The 18,474-nt window shown below is 52.8% G+C and carries 15 protein-coding genes; 6 read left to right on the plus strand and 9 right to left on the minus strand.

The window, feature by feature from the left end; genetic code table 11:
• Positions 1-205 precede the first annotated feature (205 nt).
• Positions 206-421, minus strand: coding sequence for an FG-GAP repeat protein (locus ACJJIK_RS21355; protein ID WP_444943803.1), 216 nt, complete (start codon positions 419-421; stop codon positions 206-208).
• Between the two features lie 1,293 nt (positions 422-1,714).
• Here ACJJIK_RS21355 and ACJJIK_RS21360 point away from each other — a divergent pair.
• On the plus strand, positions 1,715-3,505 hold the full coding sequence (locus ACJJIK_RS21360) for a hypothetical protein (RefSeq protein WP_444943804.1): 1,791 nt from the start codon (positions 1,715-1,717) through the stop codon (positions 3,503-3,505).
• A 177-nt stretch (positions 3,506-3,682) separates the two neighbouring features.
• On the opposite strand, the gene ACJJIK_RS21365 is transcribed toward ACJJIK_RS21360, so the two are convergent.
• The 8 genes from ACJJIK_RS21365 to map form a co-directional block, all read right to left on the minus strand.
• Positions 3,683-5,758: a S9 family peptidase gene (locus ACJJIK_RS21365; RefSeq protein ID WP_444943805.1), complete on the minus strand. Its 2,076-nt coding sequence runs from the start codon at positions 5,756-5,758 to the stop codon at positions 3,683-3,685.
• Positions 5,759-5,973: 215 nt separating this feature from the next.
• On the minus strand, positions 5,974-7,107 hold the full coding sequence (dapE, locus tag ACJJIK_RS21370; RefSeq protein WP_444943806.1) for a succinyl-diaminopimelate desuccinylase: 1,134 nt from the start codon (positions 7,105-7,107) through the stop codon (positions 5,974-5,976).
• A gap of 95 nt (positions 7,108-7,202) precedes the next feature.
• Complete coding sequence (gene dapD, locus ACJJIK_RS21375) at positions 7,203-8,234, minus strand: 2,3,4,5-tetrahydropyridine-2,6-dicarboxylate N-succinyltransferase (protein ID WP_444943807.1); 1,032 nt, start codon at positions 8,232-8,234, stop codon at positions 7,203-7,205.
• 21 nt (positions 8,235-8,255) lie between these two features.
• Positions 8,256-8,600 carry an ArsC family reductase gene (locus ACJJIK_RS21380; protein ID WP_444943808.1) on the minus strand — a complete coding sequence of 115 codons (345 nt, stop codon included), beginning with the start codon at positions 8,598-8,600 and terminating at the stop codon, positions 8,256-8,258.
• A gap of 2 nt (positions 8,601-8,602) precedes the next feature.
• Entirely contained in the window at positions 8,603-9,271 is a 669-nt protein-coding gene (gene nth, locus ACJJIK_RS21385) for an endonuclease III (protein ID WP_444931831.1), read from the minus strand.
• 91 nt (positions 9,272-9,362) lie between these two features.
• Positions 9,363-10,535 carry a succinyldiaminopimelate transaminase gene (gene dapC / locus ACJJIK_RS21390; protein WP_444943809.1) on the minus strand — a complete coding sequence of 391 codons (1,173 nt, stop codon included), beginning with the start codon at positions 10,533-10,535 and terminating at the stop codon, positions 9,363-9,365.
• A gap of 30 nt (positions 10,536-10,565) precedes the next feature.
• Positions 10,566-13,271, minus strand: a complete 2,706-nt coding sequence (locus tag ACJJIK_RS21395) for a [protein-PII] uridylyltransferase (RefSeq protein ID WP_444943810.1) — start codon at positions 13,269-13,271, stop codon at positions 10,566-10,568.
• Between the two features lie 122 nt (positions 13,272-13,393).
• Positions 13,394-14,164, minus strand: coding sequence for a type I methionyl aminopeptidase (gene map, locus ACJJIK_RS21400; RefSeq protein ID WP_444931828.1), 771 nt, complete (start codon positions 14,162-14,164; stop codon positions 13,394-13,396).
• 323 nt (positions 14,165-14,487) lie between these two features.
• On the opposite strand from map, the gene rpsB reads away from it, so the two are divergent.
• From rpsB to uppS, 5 genes are all read left to right on the plus strand, one after another.
• Complete coding sequence (gene rpsB, locus ACJJIK_RS21405) at positions 14,488-15,234, plus strand: 30S ribosomal protein S2 (RefSeq protein ID WP_444931827.1); 747 nt, start codon at positions 14,488-14,490, stop codon at positions 15,232-15,234.
• A gap of 114 nt (positions 15,235-15,348) precedes the next feature.
• Positions 15,349-16,212: a translation elongation factor Ts gene (gene tsf, locus ACJJIK_RS21410; protein ID WP_444931826.1), complete on the plus strand. Its 864-nt coding sequence runs from the start codon at positions 15,349-15,351 to the stop codon at positions 16,210-16,212.
• Between the two features lie 161 nt (positions 16,213-16,373).
• Positions 16,374-17,111 (plus strand): UMP kinase, encoded by a 738-nt coding sequence (gene pyrH / locus ACJJIK_RS21415; RefSeq protein ID WP_444931825.1) that lies wholly within the window; start codon positions 16,374-16,376, stop codon positions 17,109-17,111.
• The gene (frr, locus tag ACJJIK_RS21420) at positions 17,108-17,665 is read left to right on the plus strand and encodes a ribosome recycling factor (RefSeq protein ID WP_444931824.1); all 558 of its coding nucleotides are present in this window, start codon (positions 17,108-17,110) and stop codon (positions 17,663-17,665) included. The genes pyrH and frr overlap by 4 nt, the downstream gene beginning before the upstream one ends.
• Positions 17,665-18,420, plus strand: coding sequence for a polyprenyl diphosphate synthase (gene uppS, locus ACJJIK_RS21425; RefSeq protein ID WP_444931823.1), 756 nt, complete (start codon positions 17,665-17,667; stop codon positions 18,418-18,420). Before frr ends, uppS begins: the two co-directional genes overlap by 1 nt.
• Positions 18,421-18,474: the final 54 nt, after the last annotated feature.

Genomic DNA, 18,474 nt, shown 5'->3' on the forward strand with positions numbered 1-18,474 from the left:
TTCGCCGTTGAAGATAGATAAATTTTTAGGGGTGGGTATGTATTGAAGTTGAATTGGCTCAGACTTAATTTTGTAAGTAATGGTAAGTCAGATCGTAATTTTTATTCGGAGCCACCCTTTAAGTTAACGACTCGTTGAGTTATGCACCCCTCAGCCAAAGTGTATTTTGATTGTAAACCTTCCTGAAGTCCTGAGCCATTAAAAATTAGTAGATAAATATAGAGCCTGAATTAGGGGCGTCATTGTTTTTCTTGTTGTCGCCAGTGTCGGTAGTATTACTATTTTCACCCGGGGCGCCCACTACAAGGGTGTTTCTATCTGCACTGAGGCTTACAGAGCAACTGAATTCATCTTCTTTTTCTGTAGTACTTGCTTTGATATAACTCTCTTTTCTCCATGTCGTATTTGAGCGTGTAAACATATAAACTGCTCCAGAATCTCGGACGTTATTATCTTGCTTATCGCCATTAATATCACTGGCATAGCTGTCTTCATTGGGAGCCTCGACTGCAAGGATATCCCTATTTTCGCTGAGGTTGACGGAGTAACCAAGTGCATCGTCGAGATCACTGTTGCTAGATTTTATATAAATCTGTTGAGCCCAGATATTATTTGTGCGGGCATATAAATATACGGTACCAAAGTTGAAAGCAGGTGAATTAAAATTGCTACTGCCCTGATTCCCGTTGATTTCAGTAGCGCTGCTATTTTCTTTATGGGCATCGATTGCGAGTGTGCTGCCATCATTACTTAAACTAATAGAGCGGCCAAAATAATCCCCCTGTCAGCTATTGCTGGCTTTGAGAGTGGCCTGTTCCTTTTAGTTAAAATTCGTTCGGGTAAAGATATAAACTGTTCCGGGGGATTAGAGTTTTCAGTTCGAAGTAATTCACCTGGAGCTCCGATGGCAAGAGTATTCCCGTCGCCGCTAAAAGCTGTCGAGGCCCCAAAGTGCTCACCTTCGCCAGAGCTACTTGCTTTTAAGTAACCAATACTGCCAATAAGTGGATCGTTAACCGTAAGAGTGTCTGAATCAAAGCATCCATTGTGGTTACAGGCTTGTAAAATATACAGGGTATTTACTCTGGAATATAGTGGTACTTCCAAGGTGTAGTCTTCAGTGTCGTACGGAATGTCGTCTCCGGCTTGGCTAAACCCAGAAGTACCATCGGGATTTTCTTAAAGTTGGTAATAGCTTGCTCCTCAATATTAGTGCGGTGAAAGCTATTTGGCTTCTATTCTGTGCGTTGGCTATTTGAAAGCGGTTTGGCCGAAACGTAAAATAATCAGTTAAAGAGTTTTATAACTCCAGTAGCGGGGGAAGGAGTGGTGGTATTTGTTTCAGGTATATTGTATGTGAACAAAAGGCTGGGTAGCAGGTTGGGGGCTTGGGTTAAGAAGTCTGGCTGATTTTAATCGGTACAATAGACTCAGTTGAGTGCTAAGTCTTTAACACTTTCATATGGTTTATGTCGGCCAAACCTATGGGGAATAGAGGCTGTTTTCGAAATTGTCTGGCTGGAGTTTGCGATAAGGTTATAAGGTGTGTCGGAAATGTATATTCTGATAGCCTCTGTATTGATGTTTGGTTGTGTGAGGGTTAAGTTACTGTAATTCCCAAGGGTTTTATAGTGCGTGAGTCACTTATGACAGGTGATTTGTGACGTATGGTTTCTTATTTTTTTGGATTGTTAAATTATTTTAAGGGATAGGGATGGAGTTAGAAATGGTTTGTAGGCGGGTTATATGTAAATTTCTATGGGTTTTACTATTATCTGTTGCTTTTTTGGGGGGGTGTACATCAACTCAAAAGTTGGTTAATTCAAGCTGGTATGAGGTAGAGACTAAGCACTTTCGTATAGTTACCAATGGTAAATCGGAGAAGGTTGAGAGGTTGGCTATCGACCTTGAAAGGCTGAGGGTTGTAGCGGAGAGGCATATAGGATTTATACCGGATCAGCAAAAGCTAACCGTTTATGCCTTGTCGGACACGTTAAGTTTTAAGGGTATTTCTGGTCGGGAGGATGTTCGCAGGGTCGTAGGTTTATTTCGCAATACCTCTCACGGTAGCTTTGCTCTGGTGAATTTGGCGGGAAATAAATATTACCCAGGTAATCCTGCACGTCAAATTTTATTTCACGAGTATGTGCATTTCCTTACTTATGGGCGCAGCTCATCTAACCTGCCCTACTGGTATAGTGAGGGAATGGCGGAGGTTTTTTCTACGATCAGCTTCCACGAGGATGAATATGAGCTTGGGATGATTCCAATAAGTCGAGCTATTACACTAGATTATTCAAAGGAATTGCCTTTAAAGATGCTCCTTGAGGCAAAAAATGGGTCTTTGAATGATAGGGATCGAGAAGCTTTGTATGCTAATGGTTGGATGTTAGCGCACTGGTTGATTTTTGATCCGCAGCGGGCAAAAGCTTTGGGACGGTACCTGAATGGCTACAACAAAGGCTTGGCTGGGGTGCGCCCACTTTGGGAGGAGCTTGGTATGACGTTCGAAGAGCTCGAGTCAGAATATCTTAGTTTACCTAGGTCCAAATTTGGGTATTTTAGAATGCCTATGCCCAAGATGAAAGAGACTGAATTTAATAGTACTGTAACGCGACTCCCTAAGAAAAATGCGATTTTAGAAATTGCAAATTTTATGGCGATTACGGGTCAGGAAGTTGCCCAGTTAAAGAGTTTTATTGATTATGCTGAAAAGCAGGAGGTTCGTAGTTATGAGTTAAATTCTGCAATGGCGATTGCAGAGTTACAGGCTGGGAATTTCCCGAAGGCAAAAGAGTGGTTGGATTCTGTTCCTGTGGATTTTCATGGGGAACTCTGGTTTCTGGAGGCTCAGGCACGTATAAGTTTGGCTGAAGAACTTTCGAAACTTGAGGGTGCTAATTTAAATTCGGTAACAGATATACGAGATAAGTATGTCAAACTTGTTAACTTCCAAGATGATATACCCATCTATTGGTATGAGCTTGCGATTGTAATGCAAGTGCTGGGGTACCCGCGAGAAGATTATTTTGAAATGCTTGAGCAGGCTTATCTGCGTGCGCCTAGGGATACTAGAATAGCATGGTGGTATGCGCATGAGCTTTATATTAATCGTGATAAAGAATATTTTTCTCAGGTTGCAAGTCCTTTGATGGTGCAGCTTTCCAATTTGGAGTGGGAGTCTCGTTTAAATTCAATGCGCAGAGAGATTGAGAAAATACAAGGACCTCGGTTGTCCGCTAAGCCGGTTAAAGAAGGATTGGGTGAAAAGTTTGAAAAATACCAAAATATGACTGGGAAAAAAGCTGTAGCTTTAGCTTTGGATTTTAGGGGAGCCTTTGCTATAGGTTTTTCTGAAGAAAATATCGATCAACAAGTCGCAAATGATGATGCGCTTGGCCTCTGTGAGCGATATAGAAAACGATATAAGGTTTTTGGAAAGTGTCGCCTTTATGCCGAGGGTAATCAAATCGTAGATACAGGCGCCATAGAAAGAAGGCTGTAGCTTGTCTTGTGTTAGGGGCCGTGTAAATCGTTTAGCTTTTTCCGGAGGGTTGTTAAGTAAGCTGCTGATGGTTTGATTGAGGTGTGGCGGTGTACCTGAAGGGGTGACTCTTGAATTAGGAGCGGGTCGGTTGATCCGCTCCTTTCTGATTAGGCAGAGTCGGTAGATGAAATTTAGTTAATTGCTCACTATATCCTCACTCTCATTCTCCCTGTCGGGTTTGTATTGATCAAACCAGTAGAGGGTCGAGGCTACTTTAGAGATTCTCTTGCTGGGTCTGTCAGAGAAGTTATGGGATGTATTGGGGAGGCGTACCATAGCCGCTTTTACATCATTTAACTTTAATGCCTGGTAAAACTGTTCAGTTTCAGATATTGGGGTGCGATAATCGTTTTCGCCGGTCAATAGCATTGTCGGTGTAGTGATATTACCGATATATGTGAGTGGTGAGCGGCGGCGGTACTCCTCGGGGGTCTCCCAGGGCATTCCTGAAAACCAGTAGCGTGTAAATAGCTTGGAGTAGTCGGCAGTTAGTACAAAGCTCTCCCAGTTAATTACCGGGGCCACAACGACCGCCGCCCTGAATCGTGCGGTTTTACCAATAATCCAAGCTGTCAGTGTACCGCCGGCACTTCCTCCGGTAACAAATAATTGCTCTTCATCAATATAGCCTTGGGCAATAACCGCATCGACACCGGCCATTAAGTCATCGTAATCCTGGCTCGGAAAGTTGTGGTGAATCAGGTTGGCAAACTCGTGACCATAACTGGTGGAGCCGCGCGGATTGGTGTAGAGCACTACATAGCCCGCAGCGGCAAATAATTGCATTTCGGCGGCAAATCGCGGGCCGTAGTTGGTTAGGGGGCCGCCGTGAATCTCAAGCAGCAAGGGGTATTTGTTTTTGGGGTCGAAATTGGGAGGGTAGGTTACCCAACCCTGAATGTTGCGACCGTCAAAGCTGGATTTATAGTTGATCTCTTCCACATGGGCCATATTGCGCAGCGGTATCAGATCACTGTTGATAGCCGTGAGTGTTGTTATCTTGCCGCTCCGGGAAATTGCAAGCTCGGCGGGAACTTGAGGGGTGGTTTGTGTATACACTACATTTCCACGCTTGGAGACAGCGAAGTCCGAAAAACTATAGGGAGCGCCTAATGTCAGACCTCCGGCGTTATCCGCGACTACCGTTGCTTTACCTCCGATCTTTTTAAGGGCAATTTTGGTTGAGCCGTGGTCGTCATAGCTGTAGGCAATACGCTTGCTGTCGGCGAGCCATTGGAAATCGGAAACACTGCGATCACTGGCGGTTTTCACCAAGTGATTTTTTCCACTGGCGAGGTCGATTACCCGCAAAGTATTTTGGTGGTAGGAAAGTCGCTGATCTTCATAGCCCAAATAGGCCAGTTTTCTCCCGTCGGGTGAGATTTTAGGTTGGTAGTCGGGGCCAAATCTTTCGGTTATCTGTTCAATATTCCCGCTGTCGATATCGACTTTATAAATTTCTGAATTGAGCAGCTCGATTTCATGATTGGGGTGGCGGTTTGCAGAAAAATAGATGGATTTATTATTTTTCTCCCAGCTGAGATGACCGCTGTGTTCGTAATTGCCGCTAGTGAGCTGACGGGGAGTGCCCCCTTCGCGGGAAATGACAAAAATTTGTGAATTGCCCTGTTCTAAGTATCCCACACCCTCGATGCGGTATAAGCTTTTATCGATAAACTGGGGTGCTTCCTCCCACTGAGCCCCTTCCGGTGGTGTGGGGAGTTCTACAGGGAGTGGTTTACTCTCGGGCACGAACATGGTGAAAGTAATATGCTGGCCATCGCGGGACCATTGGATATTTGCTGGGGCTTTGGGCAGGTGGGAAATTTGCTCACTCTGGCCGTTATCTAGCCACAATAAATGTATCTGGGGTTTTCCGCTTCTATCGCTGATAAAAGCCAGGGTCCTTCCGTCTGGAGATAGGCGAGGGGAGTGATCATAAAAGTCTCCCGAAGTCAGGGGGCGGTGGTCTTTGCCATCGTCGCTGATATACCAAAGGTTTGCCCTTGTGGTATCCGCCATTTTATTCAGGGAGTTGCGCACGTAATAAATGTTTTTATCGTTAGTGCCAAACTGTGGATCGCTGGCGTACTCTAGATCGAATATGTCCTCATAGCTAAAATTGGGCAAGGCTGCACTTGTGTTTGCGTTGGCTGAAAATATCGGGCTTGCGATAATTGCCGCAGCGATAAGTTTTATAAACCTCTCCATGGTCGATAAGCTCCTTTTTATTGTCGGGTGGAGCATAGCGAAGGGGCGGTGTTAGAGGGGGCAAATACGCTGAATTGTCATATTGAGGGGATAGTCAGTTTATTTGGCGGGTAAAGCTACTGAAATTAACTGCCCCGGCCAGGAAAGCTGGGGCCTCTCAAGCGTACACTTTGAGCTTTTGCTCTTTTTGAATCTTTAACCTGAGCCAAATTAATTTAGCTGAGTAACTCTGTTAAGACCTCTCGATAAATATCTTTGAGTATATTTAAGTGATCGGCTTCAACTCTTTCGTCCACCTTGTGAATAGTGGCATTGACTGGCCCCAGTTCGACCACTTGGGCTCCGGTGGGGGCAATAAAGCGGCCATCGGAAGTGCCGCCGGCAGTTGACAGCTCCGTTTCTTCCCCGGTGACTGTGTGAATGGCCTGTTGAGTGGCTTGGACCAGGGGGCCCTCGGCGGTGAGAAAGGGCAATCCGGATAATTTAAAATTCGCCTCGTACTTGAGCTTGTGCCTATCCAGGATTGCGCGCGCGCGGCTCTCCAGATCTTCGGCGGTTAATTCAGTGGAAAAGCGCCAGTTGCACACTAGGTCCACTTCGCCGGGAATAACATTGGTGGCACCGGTGCCGCCATTGATATTGGAAACCTGGAAACTGGTTGCGGGAAAGAATTCATTCCCCTGGTCCCACTCTTCGGCAGCGAGTTCAGCGAGCGCTGGAGCCAGGGTGTGTATCGGATTTTCGGCCAGGTGAGGGTAGGCTACATGGCCCTGGGTGCCGAGAACTTTTAGTTCCAGACCGAGTGAACCCCTGCGCCCATTTTTGATGATATCGCCAACCCGCTCGCTGCTGGAGGGCTCGCCGACGATACAGCAGTCAATTTTTTCTCCCTGTTCCTCAAGCCACTCGACAACCTTAACGGTACCGTTTGTCGCGGGGCCCTCTTCGTCACTGGTGATCAGAAATGCTATGCGGCCACTGTGGTCAGGGTGTGCCGCAACGAACTCCTCACAGGCAACCACCATGGCGGCCAGGGAACCCTTCATATCCGCCGCGCCGCGCCCGTAGAGAAAACCGTCGCGAATTTCTGGTTCGAACGGGGGGCAGCTCCAGTTTTGCTCCGGGCCTGTGGGTACGACATCGGTGTGCCCGGCAAAGGCGAGTAGGGGGCCTTCACTAGAGCCATCCCGTACCGCCCAAAAATTATCGGTGTCACCCCGGCGCAATTTTGTTACTTGGAATCCTATTTTTTCCAGACGTTGGATCATCAGCTCCATACATCCCGCATCTTCGGGGGTGACAGAGCGGCGGCGAATCAGGTCGAAAGCGAGTTGGAGAGTGGGAGTCACGTGAGCTTTCCTTGTGTTGGGGAGGTGAGCCGCGAAGGGGCGGCTATAGCGGTGGGGCGCTGCGGTGCGGAACAGAAGCCCCGCACCGCGCCGTTTTAATTGCTGTGTAGAGCTGCGTTGAGCTCAATAGCGCTCTTGTTAGTGAGACACTCCACCGCGCCACTGGTGGAGTTGCGGCGGAATAGCAAATCGGACTTTCCGGCCAGGTCGCGAGCCTTGACGTGCTCTACCAACTTGCCGCTGTCATCTAGCAGGGCGACTTTGCTACCGGCGGTGATGTAGAGCCCGGCCTCCACAGTACAGCGGTCGCCGAGAGGAATACCGATGCCGGCATTGGCGCCGAGCAGACAGTTATCGCCCACTGAGATAATGATATTTCCGCCACCGGACAGGGTGCCCATAGTGGAGCTGCTGCCGCCGAGATCGGAACCGGCGCCGACAAAGACGCCGGCGGAAATACGCCCTTCAATCATGCCGGGCCCTTCGGTACCCGCATTAAAGTTAACAAAGCCCTCGTGCATGATAGTGGTGCCTTCACCCAGGTAGGCACCCAGGCGCACGCGGGCGGTGTGGGCGATACGAACGCCAGTCGGTACCACGTAGTTGGTCATCTTGGGGAATTTATCCACGCAGGAGACATCCAGGTGCTCGCCCTTGAGTCTCGCCTCCAGTTGGCGTTGGGGCAATTCCTCCAGATCAATGGCGCCCTGGTTGGTCCAGGCGACATTAACCAGCTTGCCAAAAATACCGTCGAGTTTGGTCTCGTGGGGTTTGACCAGGCGGTGGGAGAGAAGGTGTAGCTTGAGGTAGGCCTCGGGTACCGACTGCGGGGCTTCGTCAGAGCTCAAGATAACCGCTGCGAGAGGACGCTGGGTATTGGCGAACTGCTGCAAGATTTCAGCCTGCTCGGCAGCGCCGCTTCTTTGCAGCGCATCGGCCAATTTGTGTAACAGGGAGGGGTCCAGGGAGAGGCTGTGATTTCCCTCTGTCAGGCCGAGTGTTTCAACGACTGCACTCGCGATTTCCGCACTGGGTTTAAATAGGGGTTTGGGGTAGTAAACCTCCAGCCAGTCGCCCTTGCTGTTGCAGGTGCCGACACCAAAACCGATACTGTAAATATTGCTCATACTGGTTATCTCCTAATTCGACTAGCTTTGCAGTTGTTCGAAGGTCACCTCTTTAAAACCGAAAAGGGTTTCTGTTGAGGTGGTGGTGACCGGGCGCTTAATCAGGGTGGGCGTGGCACTGGCCAGGTCAAAGGCGAGTGCGTTGTCCATGGCGTTTTTCTGCGCATCGCTCAGTTCGCGCCAGCTGGTTGAGCGGCGGTTCAGAACCTCCTGCCAGCCAAACTTATCCAGCCAGGCTTGCAGGGGGACACTCTCCATGCCGTCTGCGCGAAAATCGTGAAAGTGATAATCGACGCCATTTTTCTCCAGCCACTTGCGGGCTTTTTTTACGGTGTCACAGTTTTTAATGCCGTACAGAGTAATCACGGTTACGCCTTTTTGGTTTTCTTGGGGGTTTTACGGTTGGGGTAGCAGGTGGTGCATATTTCACAAACAGTGCCGTCGCAACCCCGCGCAGAGCAGAACTCGCGGCCGTAGAAAATAATCTGCAAATGCAATTTATTCCACTTGTCTTTGGGGAACAGTCGCTTCAGGTCTTTTTCAGTTTGGGCGACATTTTTACCATTGGTCAGACCCCAGCGCTGGGCCAGGCGGTGAATATGGGTGTCGACGGGAAAAGCTGGGTGTCCAAAAGCCTGTGACATCACTACGCCGGCGGTTTTGTGTCCGACCCCGGGCAGGGTTTCCAGCGCGGCCATATTCTCTGGCACTTCACTGTGGTACTCATTGATCAGGATCTGCGACAGCTTGCTGATGGCTTTGGATTTTTGCGGAGACAGGCCGCAGGGGCGAATGACTTTCTGGATCTCTTCTACCGGGACCTGCGCCATATCCCTGGGGTTGTCTGCCAGTTGCCAGAGTGCCGGAGTTACCTGATTGACCCGTTCGTCGGTACACTGGGCGGAGAGCAGTACCGCAACTAGTAGGGTATAGGGGTCTTTGTGATCGAGAGGAACGGGCGTTTCCGGGTAGAGTTCCTCCAGGCGCTGCAAGATATAATTGACGCGCTCTTGTTTGAGTAGATTTTTTACTGCCATGATTAAACGGTGCCTGGGCGTGGGGTTCCTGTCTGTTCTTGAGCCGCTGGTTGTTTCGAGTTGTTAGCTCTTCTCGAAGAGTGAGTTTGTCTTAGCTGCAAAATGCCTTTATGCGGTGCGCGGCGTCGATGCACTCTTGCAGTGTCGCTACCAGTGCCAGGCGCACATACTCGCGGCCGGGGTTTCGGCCGGCGCTATCGCGCGCGAGAAAGGCGCCGGGTAGTACCGTGATATTTTGCGCCTCATAGAGTTCCCTGGCAAAGCGTTCACCGTCACCGACATTGGGCCACAAATAAAAACTTGCCTGTGGCTGCTCAACGTCGAGGCAGCCATCGAGAATTTCGAGAACTGAAGAAAATTTTTCGCTGTAGAGTGCGCGGTTTTGGCGCACATGTTCCTCGTCTTGCCAGGCTGCGATGGAGGCGTACTGGTTGGGCAGCGGCATGGCACAGCCGTGATAGGTGCGGTAGAGCAAAAATTTTTGCAGTAGATCGGCGTCTCCGGCGATAAAGCCCGAGCGCAGTCCGGGCAGGTTTGAACGCTTTGATAGGCTGTGGAATACCACGCAGCGGTGAAAGTCTGTTCGCCCCATCGTCTCGCAGGCCTGCAGCAGGCCCGCCGGTGGCGATGACTCATCGAAGTACAGCTCTGAATAACACTCATCGGAAGCGATGGTGAAATTGTAGCGATCCGCTTTCTCTATCAGCTGTTTGAAATCTTCAATGTCGAGGAGGGCACCGGTGGGATTGCCGGGGGAGCACAGGTACAGCAATTCGCACTGCTGCCACACGGATTCCGGCACCGAGGCGAAGTCCGCTTTGAATTGGTTTTCCGCCACACAGTTAATAAAGTGCGGCTGCGCTCCGGCGAGCAGGGCGGCGCCCTCGTAGATTTGGTAAAAGGGGTTGGGCATCAGGACTTTGCTGTCGGCGGCAACGCTCGCCTGGGCGAAGGCAAAAAGCGCTTCCCGAGTCCCGTTGACCGGTAGCACCTGGCTGTCGGCACTCACATTGGAGAGCTGAAAGCGCCGGCACAGCCAGTCGGCGATTGCCTGCCGCAGGGGTTCGATACCTTTGGTCAATGGGTAGGCGGCGAGCTTGTCCAGGTGTCGAACGAGCTCGGTGCGGACAAATTCTGGCGGTGCGTGTTTGGGCTCGCCGATCGATAGCGCAATATGCGGCTTGTCCGCCGCTTGGAGGCCCTCTTTCAGGGCTTGCAGCTTGGTGAATGGATAGGGCTGCAATTGTTCCAGATGTGGATTCATGGTCGTGAGCGGGCCTCGGGTGTTTTCCGGTTAGGCGTCTTGGTTGTTCAATTCAGCACAGATGGCTTTTTCCAGTGCGCGGTTGGCCTCGATATCGTTAAGCGGTGAGCCCTCGGCATCGGTAATGTGAAAAATATCTTCAACCCGTTCGCCGAGTGTCGAAATTTTTGCATTGTGCAGGCGCAGATCGTGAGCGATAAAAATTCGCGCGATGCGGGCCAGCAAGCCGGGTCTGTCGGCACTGGTGATTTCCAGGGTGCTGTAGTGATCGCCGGGTTCGGTGGACAGGTGGGCCTGGCTCTTTAACTCAAACATTTTCAGGCGGCGGGGTGTGCGCCGCTGAATAATTTTTGAGTAGTCCTCAACCAGGGCCAACTCCTGTTGTAGGGTATCGCGAATCTGTGCCAGGCGCTGGGGTTCATCCAGGAGCGGTTGACCCGCCTCGTCCAGCACATAGAAGGTATCCAGGGTATAGCCGGAGGCCGAGCTGTACAGGCGCGCATCGTGAATGTTCAGGTTGAGCATATCCAGGCCGGTCACCGCAGCGGCAAATACGTTGGCTCTATCCGGGGTGTAGACAAAAACCTGGGTGGCGCCATCGTGTTCGCCGGGGCCCGAGTTGCGGGTTAAAACCAGGGTGTCTTTTTGGCTAGTGTCCGGGCTGCTGTGCAGTTCGTGGATAGCCGAAGTATGCCAGGTGATATTGTCTGCGGTCTCGCGAACAAAATAGTCCTCCCCCATCTGCGCCCAGATATTTTCCACTGAGGCCTGTGGGAGTCCCATAGCGGTCAGTTTTTCCATTGCCTGGCAGCGGGTCTCTTCGATAATTTCTTCCCGGTCGATAGGGTTTTCCAGGCCCCGGCGCAGGGCGTGGCGGGTGGCCTGATAGAGTTGGCGCATCAAGCTCGCCCGCCAGCTGTTCCAGAGTTCCGGATTGGTGGCATTGATATCGGCGACAGTGAGGGCGTACAGGTAGTCGAGGTGCTCCCGGTCGCCCATTTCGCGGGCGAAGGCGTGTACCACTTCGGGATCACTGATGTCCTGCTTTTGCGATACCTGGCTCATCAGCAGATGCTTTTCCACCAGCCAGCAAACCAGTCGCCGGTCGCGGGCGGGCAGTTGGTGGCGCTGGCAGAATTCCGCCGCATCTACAACGCCCAGCTTGGAGTGGTCGCCGCCGCGCCCCTTGGCGATATCGTGGTAGAGGCCGGCGATATACAGCAGTTCCGGCTGGCGCAGGCGATCGAGGATTTCCGCCGCGATGGGGAATTTCTCCCGCGCCTCGGGACTCCGGAAGCTGCGCATATTGCGCACAACTTGCAGGGTGTGCGCATCCACGGTGTAGATGTGGAACAGGTCGTGTTGCATCTGTCCGGTTACCCGGCCAAATTCCGGTAGGTATCGCCCGAGAATGCGGTAGCGGGTCATGCGCGATAGCTGTGTCGACAAGCCTCGCGGCGAGCGCAGCAGCTGCATAAACAGCTGGGTGTTTTTCGGATCTGTGCGGAACTGGTCGTCGATCAGGTGTCGGTGCTCGCGAATCAGGCGGATAGTGGAGGCCCGCACTCCGCTAATCTCCGGATTGTTGGCCATCAGCACGAAGATCTCCAGCAGGGCCGAGGGCTCCCGGTTAAATACCTGCGGGTAGGCGACCTCAATATTGCCGTCGCGCAGTTGGAATCGCTCGTTTAAGGGGATGACCAGCTGACTGCCCTTGCGCTGAAGAATGGCTTCGCCGAGGTATTGAAGCAGCACATCGTTCAATTCCTGTAGCGCCATCACAATGCGATAGTAGTTGTGCATAAACTGCTCAACGGCGAGCTGGGTGTCGCTATCCACATAGCCGAATTGCTTGGCCAGTTCTCTCTGGTAGTCGAATAGCAGTCGCTCTTCTGCGCGGCCGGCGAGAAGGTGCAGGCCGTAGCGCACCCGCCAGAGAAAGGTCTCCCCGGACTGCAATATGGCGAACTCCTCCTCGGTAAAAAATGCCTTGCCCTGTAGTTGCTTCAGGGTGCGCACCTGGAAAAAATATTTGGCCACCCAGGCGATTGTCTGGATATCCCGCAGGCCCCCGGGGGAGTTTTTAATATTGGGTTCGAGAATATATTCGGCGGCCTGCTGGTTACTGTGCCGCTTTCTCTGCTCGGCGAGCTTGGCTTTGAAGAACTCTTCGGTGGGCCAGAGCCTTTTGTGCTCCACTTGCGCGGCCAGCTGCTCACCCACGGCACTGTCACCGACAACTGTGCGGGATTCGGTGAGGTTGGTGGCGACGGTGATATCGGTTGCCGCCAGCTCCAGGCACTCTTGGATATTTCGCACCGAGTGACCGATATCGAGTCCCAGGTCCCACAAAAAGGCCACCAGGCGCTCAATATTGTCGATGGTCTCCGCAGCTGGGTGCTCGCAGGAGAGGATCAGCAAATCGATATCGGAGTGGGGGTGCAGTTCGCCGCGCCCGTAGCCACCCACAGCGAGAAGCCCTATGCCCTCGGCCCACTCGAACTGGTGCCAGGCGTAGTGCAGAAGGCAGTCCACAAATAGGGCGCGCTCGTGTACCAGGGTGACGACGTCCTCTCCCTCGCGAAAACGCTCTGCCAGTTGCCGCTCGGCTGCGCCGACAGCATCTTTAAATATTTCCAGCGTGGGCTTGTCACCGGAGCTTAAATCCCGGCGAAAACGGGACTGGTCAAAGAAAAACAGGGGGCGTTCGAAGTAGGGGGGGCTTGCCGGCTGCATGGTAAGTCCGTTTGGCTCTTGGGCTGCCGCAAGTGAAGAGCGGCTTGAGTTCAGTTTGCGGGGAGTTGTCGCAGCGGCGCCGCGAGTGAGTTGTGAGTCTCTCGCGGCGCCACCGGTGCGGCTTAGAAGCTCTCTTCGCCGCGCGCGGTGAGTACTTCTACCCCGTTGCTGGTTACCACCATGGTGTGCTCCCACTGGGCGGAGAGGCGGCGGTCCTTGGTTACCGCAGTCCAGCCGTCACCCAGTACCCGCGTGCCCGCTTTGCCCGCGTTAATCATCGGCTCAATGGTGAAGGTCATGCCCTCTTTGAGTACTTCCCCGGTGCCGGGTTGACCGTAGTGAAGAATTTGCGGGTCTTCGTGGAAGACGTCGCCGATGCCGTGCCCGCAGAAGTCGCGAACGACTGAATAGTAGTTTTTCTCGGCGTGCTGTTGGATAACGTGGCCAATATCGCCGAGGGTAGTGCCGGGGCGAACAATCTCGATGGCTTTGTACATGCACTCCTGGGTGATTTTCACCAGGCGCTCGGCGTGAGCGGCGGGCTTGCCGACAAAAAACATCTTGCTGGTGTCACCGTACCAGCCATCTTTGATAACGGTTACATCGATATTGATGATGTCGCCCTTCTTGAGAATTTTGCTCTCGGAGGGGATGCCGTGGCAGACCACTTCGTTGACGGAAGTGCAGATAGATTTTGGAAAGCCGCGATAGCCGAGGCAGGCCGGGATCGCTTTTTGTACCTTCACGATATGTTCGTGGCAGCGTCTATCCAGTTCTTCAGTGGTGACTCCTGGAACGACATACTCGCCAATCATTTCCAGCACCTCTGCGGCCAGGCGGCCAGCGGTGCGCATCTTGGCGATTTGTTCTGGGGTCTTAATGGCTGAGGTCATGCGTATCCTTTGTTTCTGGGTTGGGGCGGGTAGCGCCCAAGAGGCGGGCTATTGTAGCGGATTGCTGGCTGTAGGACACATTTTGCCGCTATTGGCGCAGGGGTGATCCAGGCATCTCGGGAATGCGGTGTCGGCGTGACCCTTTGCGCGAAATTGGTGTCACGCCTTCACTAAGGGGGCCGATTGTGGTATAAAGCGCGCCGCCTGGGGGTGCTCCCCGGGTGAGTAAAAGCCGCACACGCATCGACACATGTGTCTGGGTGCCCTCAAGGGTTGACGCATGGGATACGTGGAGGACTAACCCGTATAGATAGAGGTTTATTATGCCGCAAGTAAGTATGCGCGATATGCTGCAGGCTGGTGTTCACTTTGGTCACCAGACCCGCTACTGGAACCCGAAGATGGGTCAATTCATCTTTGGTGCCCGCAACAAGATTCACATCATCAACCTTGAGCACACTGTACCGGCTTTCAACGAAGCCCTGCAGATCATCAAGGGTATGACTGCTCAGAAGAAAAAGATTATGTTTGTTGGCACCAAGCGTGCCGCTCAGAAATCTATCAAAGAGCAGGCAGAGCGTTGTGGCCAGCCTTACGTCAGCAACCGCTGGCTGGGTGGTATGCTCACCAACTACAAAACCATCCGCGCTTCTATCAAGCGTTTCCGCGAGCTGGAAGCCCAGTCTCAGGACGGTACTTTCGAGAAGCTGACCAAGAAAGAAGCTCTGATGCGTACCCGTGCTATGGACAAGCTCGAGCGCTCCATCGGTGGTATTAAGGATATGGGTGGCCTGCCTGACGCGATCTTCGTAATCGACGTTGAGCACGAGCGCATCGCTATCCAGGAAGCTAACAAGCTGGGTATTCCCGTAATCGGTGTTGTCGACACTAACAGCGATCCCGCTGGTGTTGATTACGTGATCCCCGGTAACGACGACGCTATCCGCGCAATCAAGCTGTACACCACCGCTGTAGCCGACGCCGTACTTGCCGGCGCCGCAGAAGCTGGTAACAGCGTTGCGAAGGACGAGTACGTCGAAGCTAGCGATGACGAAGCTGCTGCAGAGTAATTTGCAGGGCTAAGTGGTGTAACACGCTTGTTTTACACTGCGAACTCAAAAAGGGGCCCGAATTACGGCCCCTTTTTTCTAATTTTTTAGTGACAGAACCCCGAGGATTGAATCATGGCGATTACCGCGTCTATGGTAAAAGAACTGCGCGAGCGCACCGGCCTGCCGATGATGGAGTGTAAGAAGGCTCTGACCGCTGCCGATGGCGATATCGAAAAGGCGATCGAAGACCTGCGCAAAGCCTCCGGCCTGAAGGCCGCTAAAAAAGCTGGCCGTACCGCTGCTGACGGCGTTGTTGCCGCTAAAGTTGCAGAAGACGGCACCTACGGCGTACTGGTTGAAGTGAACTCCGAGACCGACTTCGTTGCCCGCGATGAAAACTTCCAGGCGTTTGTTGCCAAGGTTGTAGAGAAGGCATTTGCCGATCGCCAGCAAGACGTTGCCGCGCTGATGGAAGGCGAGCTGGAAAATGCTCGTGAAGCTCTGGTACAGAAAATCGGTGAGAACATCGGCGTGCGTCGAATCGAGCTGGTTGAAGCGCCGGTAGTTGGCGCTTACGTTCACTCCAACAACCGCATCGCTGCCCTGGTAGCTCTGAGCGGTGGCGAGATCGAGCTGGCTAAAGATGTTGCTATGCACGTGACTGCGGTTAACCCGCAGGTGAACAAGCCGGAAGATATGCCTGCTGACGTCCTGGAAAAAGAAAAGGACATCATCAAGGCTCAGCCGGATATGGAAGGCAAGCCGGCTGAAATCGTAGAGAAAATGATGGGCGGCCGTATCAAGAAGTTCCTGAAAGAGAACAGCTTGGTAGAGCAGCCTTTCGTTAAGAACCCGGATGTAAGCATCGGCAAGCTGGTTAAAGACGCCGGTGCCGATGTGGTTTCCTTTGTTCGCTACGAAGTGGGTGAAGGTATCGAGAAGGAAGAGGTGGACTTCGCAGCGGAAGTTGCGGCCCAGGTTAAGTCCTCTTCTTAATCGCACACTATTGGGTGCCCTCGGGTACTCATTCGCAGGGGGTGCTTCCACTGGGGTTTTTTGCCCACAGTGGGGCGCCCCTCTGTGTAAATGACTGAAATTGTTGTAATGTTCAGCGGCAAGGCCTGGCCACTAACAGGTACATTGAAGGGGACTAACGAATGCCCGGTATTAAAGACCGCAAATATAAGAGAATTTTGTTAAAGCTCAGCGGCGAAGAGCTGATGGGTGATCAGGGTTTCGGTATCAGTCCCAAGGTGCTGGACAAAATGGCCCTGGAGATCGGACAGTTGGTCGGTATCGGCGTCCAGGTGGGCCTGGTTGTTGGCGGTGGCAACCTGTTCCGCGGGGCCGCGCTGAGCGCTGCGGGTCTCGATCGCGTGACTGGCGACCACATGGGAATGCTCGCCACGGTAATGAATGCCCTGGCACTGCGCGACGCCCTGGAGAGATCTGATATCTCCTCGAGAGTGATGTCCTCGATTCAAATGAGCGGCATTGTCGATCACTACGATCGCCGTGCGGCCATTCGCTACCTGGAGCGTGGCGAAGTTTTGATCTTTGCTGCCGGCACCGGCAACCCGTTCTTTACCACCGACTCCGCAGCCTGTTTGCGCGGTATCGAAATTGAGGCCGAGCTGGTCTTGAAGGCCACCAAGGTTGATGGCGTCTACTCTGCCGATCCCAAGCTCGACCCGACAGCAACTCGCTACGACCAGTTGACTTACGATGAGGTTCTCGACAAGAAGCTCGGCGTGATGGATTTGACCGCTATCTGCCTGTGTCGCGAGCACAATATGCCGGTGCGCGTATTCCGTATGGATAAGAGTGGCGCGCTGCTGAATATTGTGGTCGGCGGCGAGGAAGGCACCTTAATTGAAGAGGAAGTGAAATCGTGATTGAAGATATAAAAACAGACGCGAAAACCCGTATGGGCAAAGCGCTCGACGCCCTGGCTGGAAATTTCAACAAGATTCGCACCGGCCGTGCCCACCCGAGTATTCTCGATGGTATTCAGGTTTCCTATTACGGCTCTGATACCCCGCTGTCCCAGGTGGCCAATGTGACTGTTGAGGATGCGCGCACCCTCTCCGTAACTCCCTGGGAGAAAAACCTGGTTCCCGATATCGAAAAGGCCATTATGAAGTCCGATCTGGGCCTCAATCCCAGCACGGCCGGTGCGGTTATTCGCATCCCGATGCCGATGCTGACTGAAGAGACCCGCAAGACCTTTATTCGCCAGGCCAGGGGTGAGGCGGAGACCGCGCGAGTTTCCATCCGCAATATTCGCCGCGATGCGCTGGCGGATGTGAAGTCACTGGTCAAGGACAAGGAAATTTCTGAGGATGATGAGCGCCGCGCTGGTGACGACATCCAGAAAATTACCGACCAGTTTGTCGCTGATGTGGACAAAGCACTGGCAGCGAAAGAAAAAGACCTGATGGAAATTTAATGAGCATCGGTGGTACCGAGCTAAATGCTCCAGGCCCGCGCCACATCGCCATTATTATGGATGGCAATGGGCGCTGGGCCGCCCGCAAGGGCCTCCCCCCTTCAGCCGGCCACAAGGCCGGTGTCGAGCGTATCCGCGAGTTGCTTTCAGCCTGTAAAGCTCGCGGAGTAGAAGCGCTCACCCTGTTTGCCTTCTCCAGCGAAAATTGGCAGCGGCCCCCGAAGGAGGTCGAGCTGCTGATGAGCCTGTTTAATTCCTACTTGCGCAAAGAGGCCCGACGGATGCGGGAGGAGGGCGTGCGCCTGAGAGTGATTGGTCGGCGGGACCGCTTCTCGCCGCGTCTACAGCGCGCCATTGCCGAAGCGGAAGAGATCACTCGGGCGGGGACCGAGGGGGACTTAATTATTGCCGCCGACTACGGCGGGCGCTGGGATATTGCCCAGGCGGCGCGCAAGTTGGCGCAAGAGGTCGCCGAGGGCACACGCGATCCGGATTCAATTACAGAGGATGCGCTCGGCGAATATATGCAGCTCGAAGATCTGCCCCCGGTCGATCTTCTGATTCGCTCCAGTGGCGAGCAGCGTATCAGCAACTTTATCCTGTGGCAGGCCGCTTACAGTGAGTTCTATTTTACTGATACGCTCTGGCCGGATTTTGACGAGGCCGCCCTGGATAAAGCGATTGCGGCATTTGGGGTGCGCGATCGCCGCTTTGGTGGTCGCACCGAGGGGGATGACGCGATCGCCCAGGCGTGATTCGGGCGGGCCCGCAATACCGGGTTTGCCGTATAAATTGATTGGAAATCTTTG

This window comes from Microbulbifer regidiadema (SeqCode) (assembly GCF_052466995.1).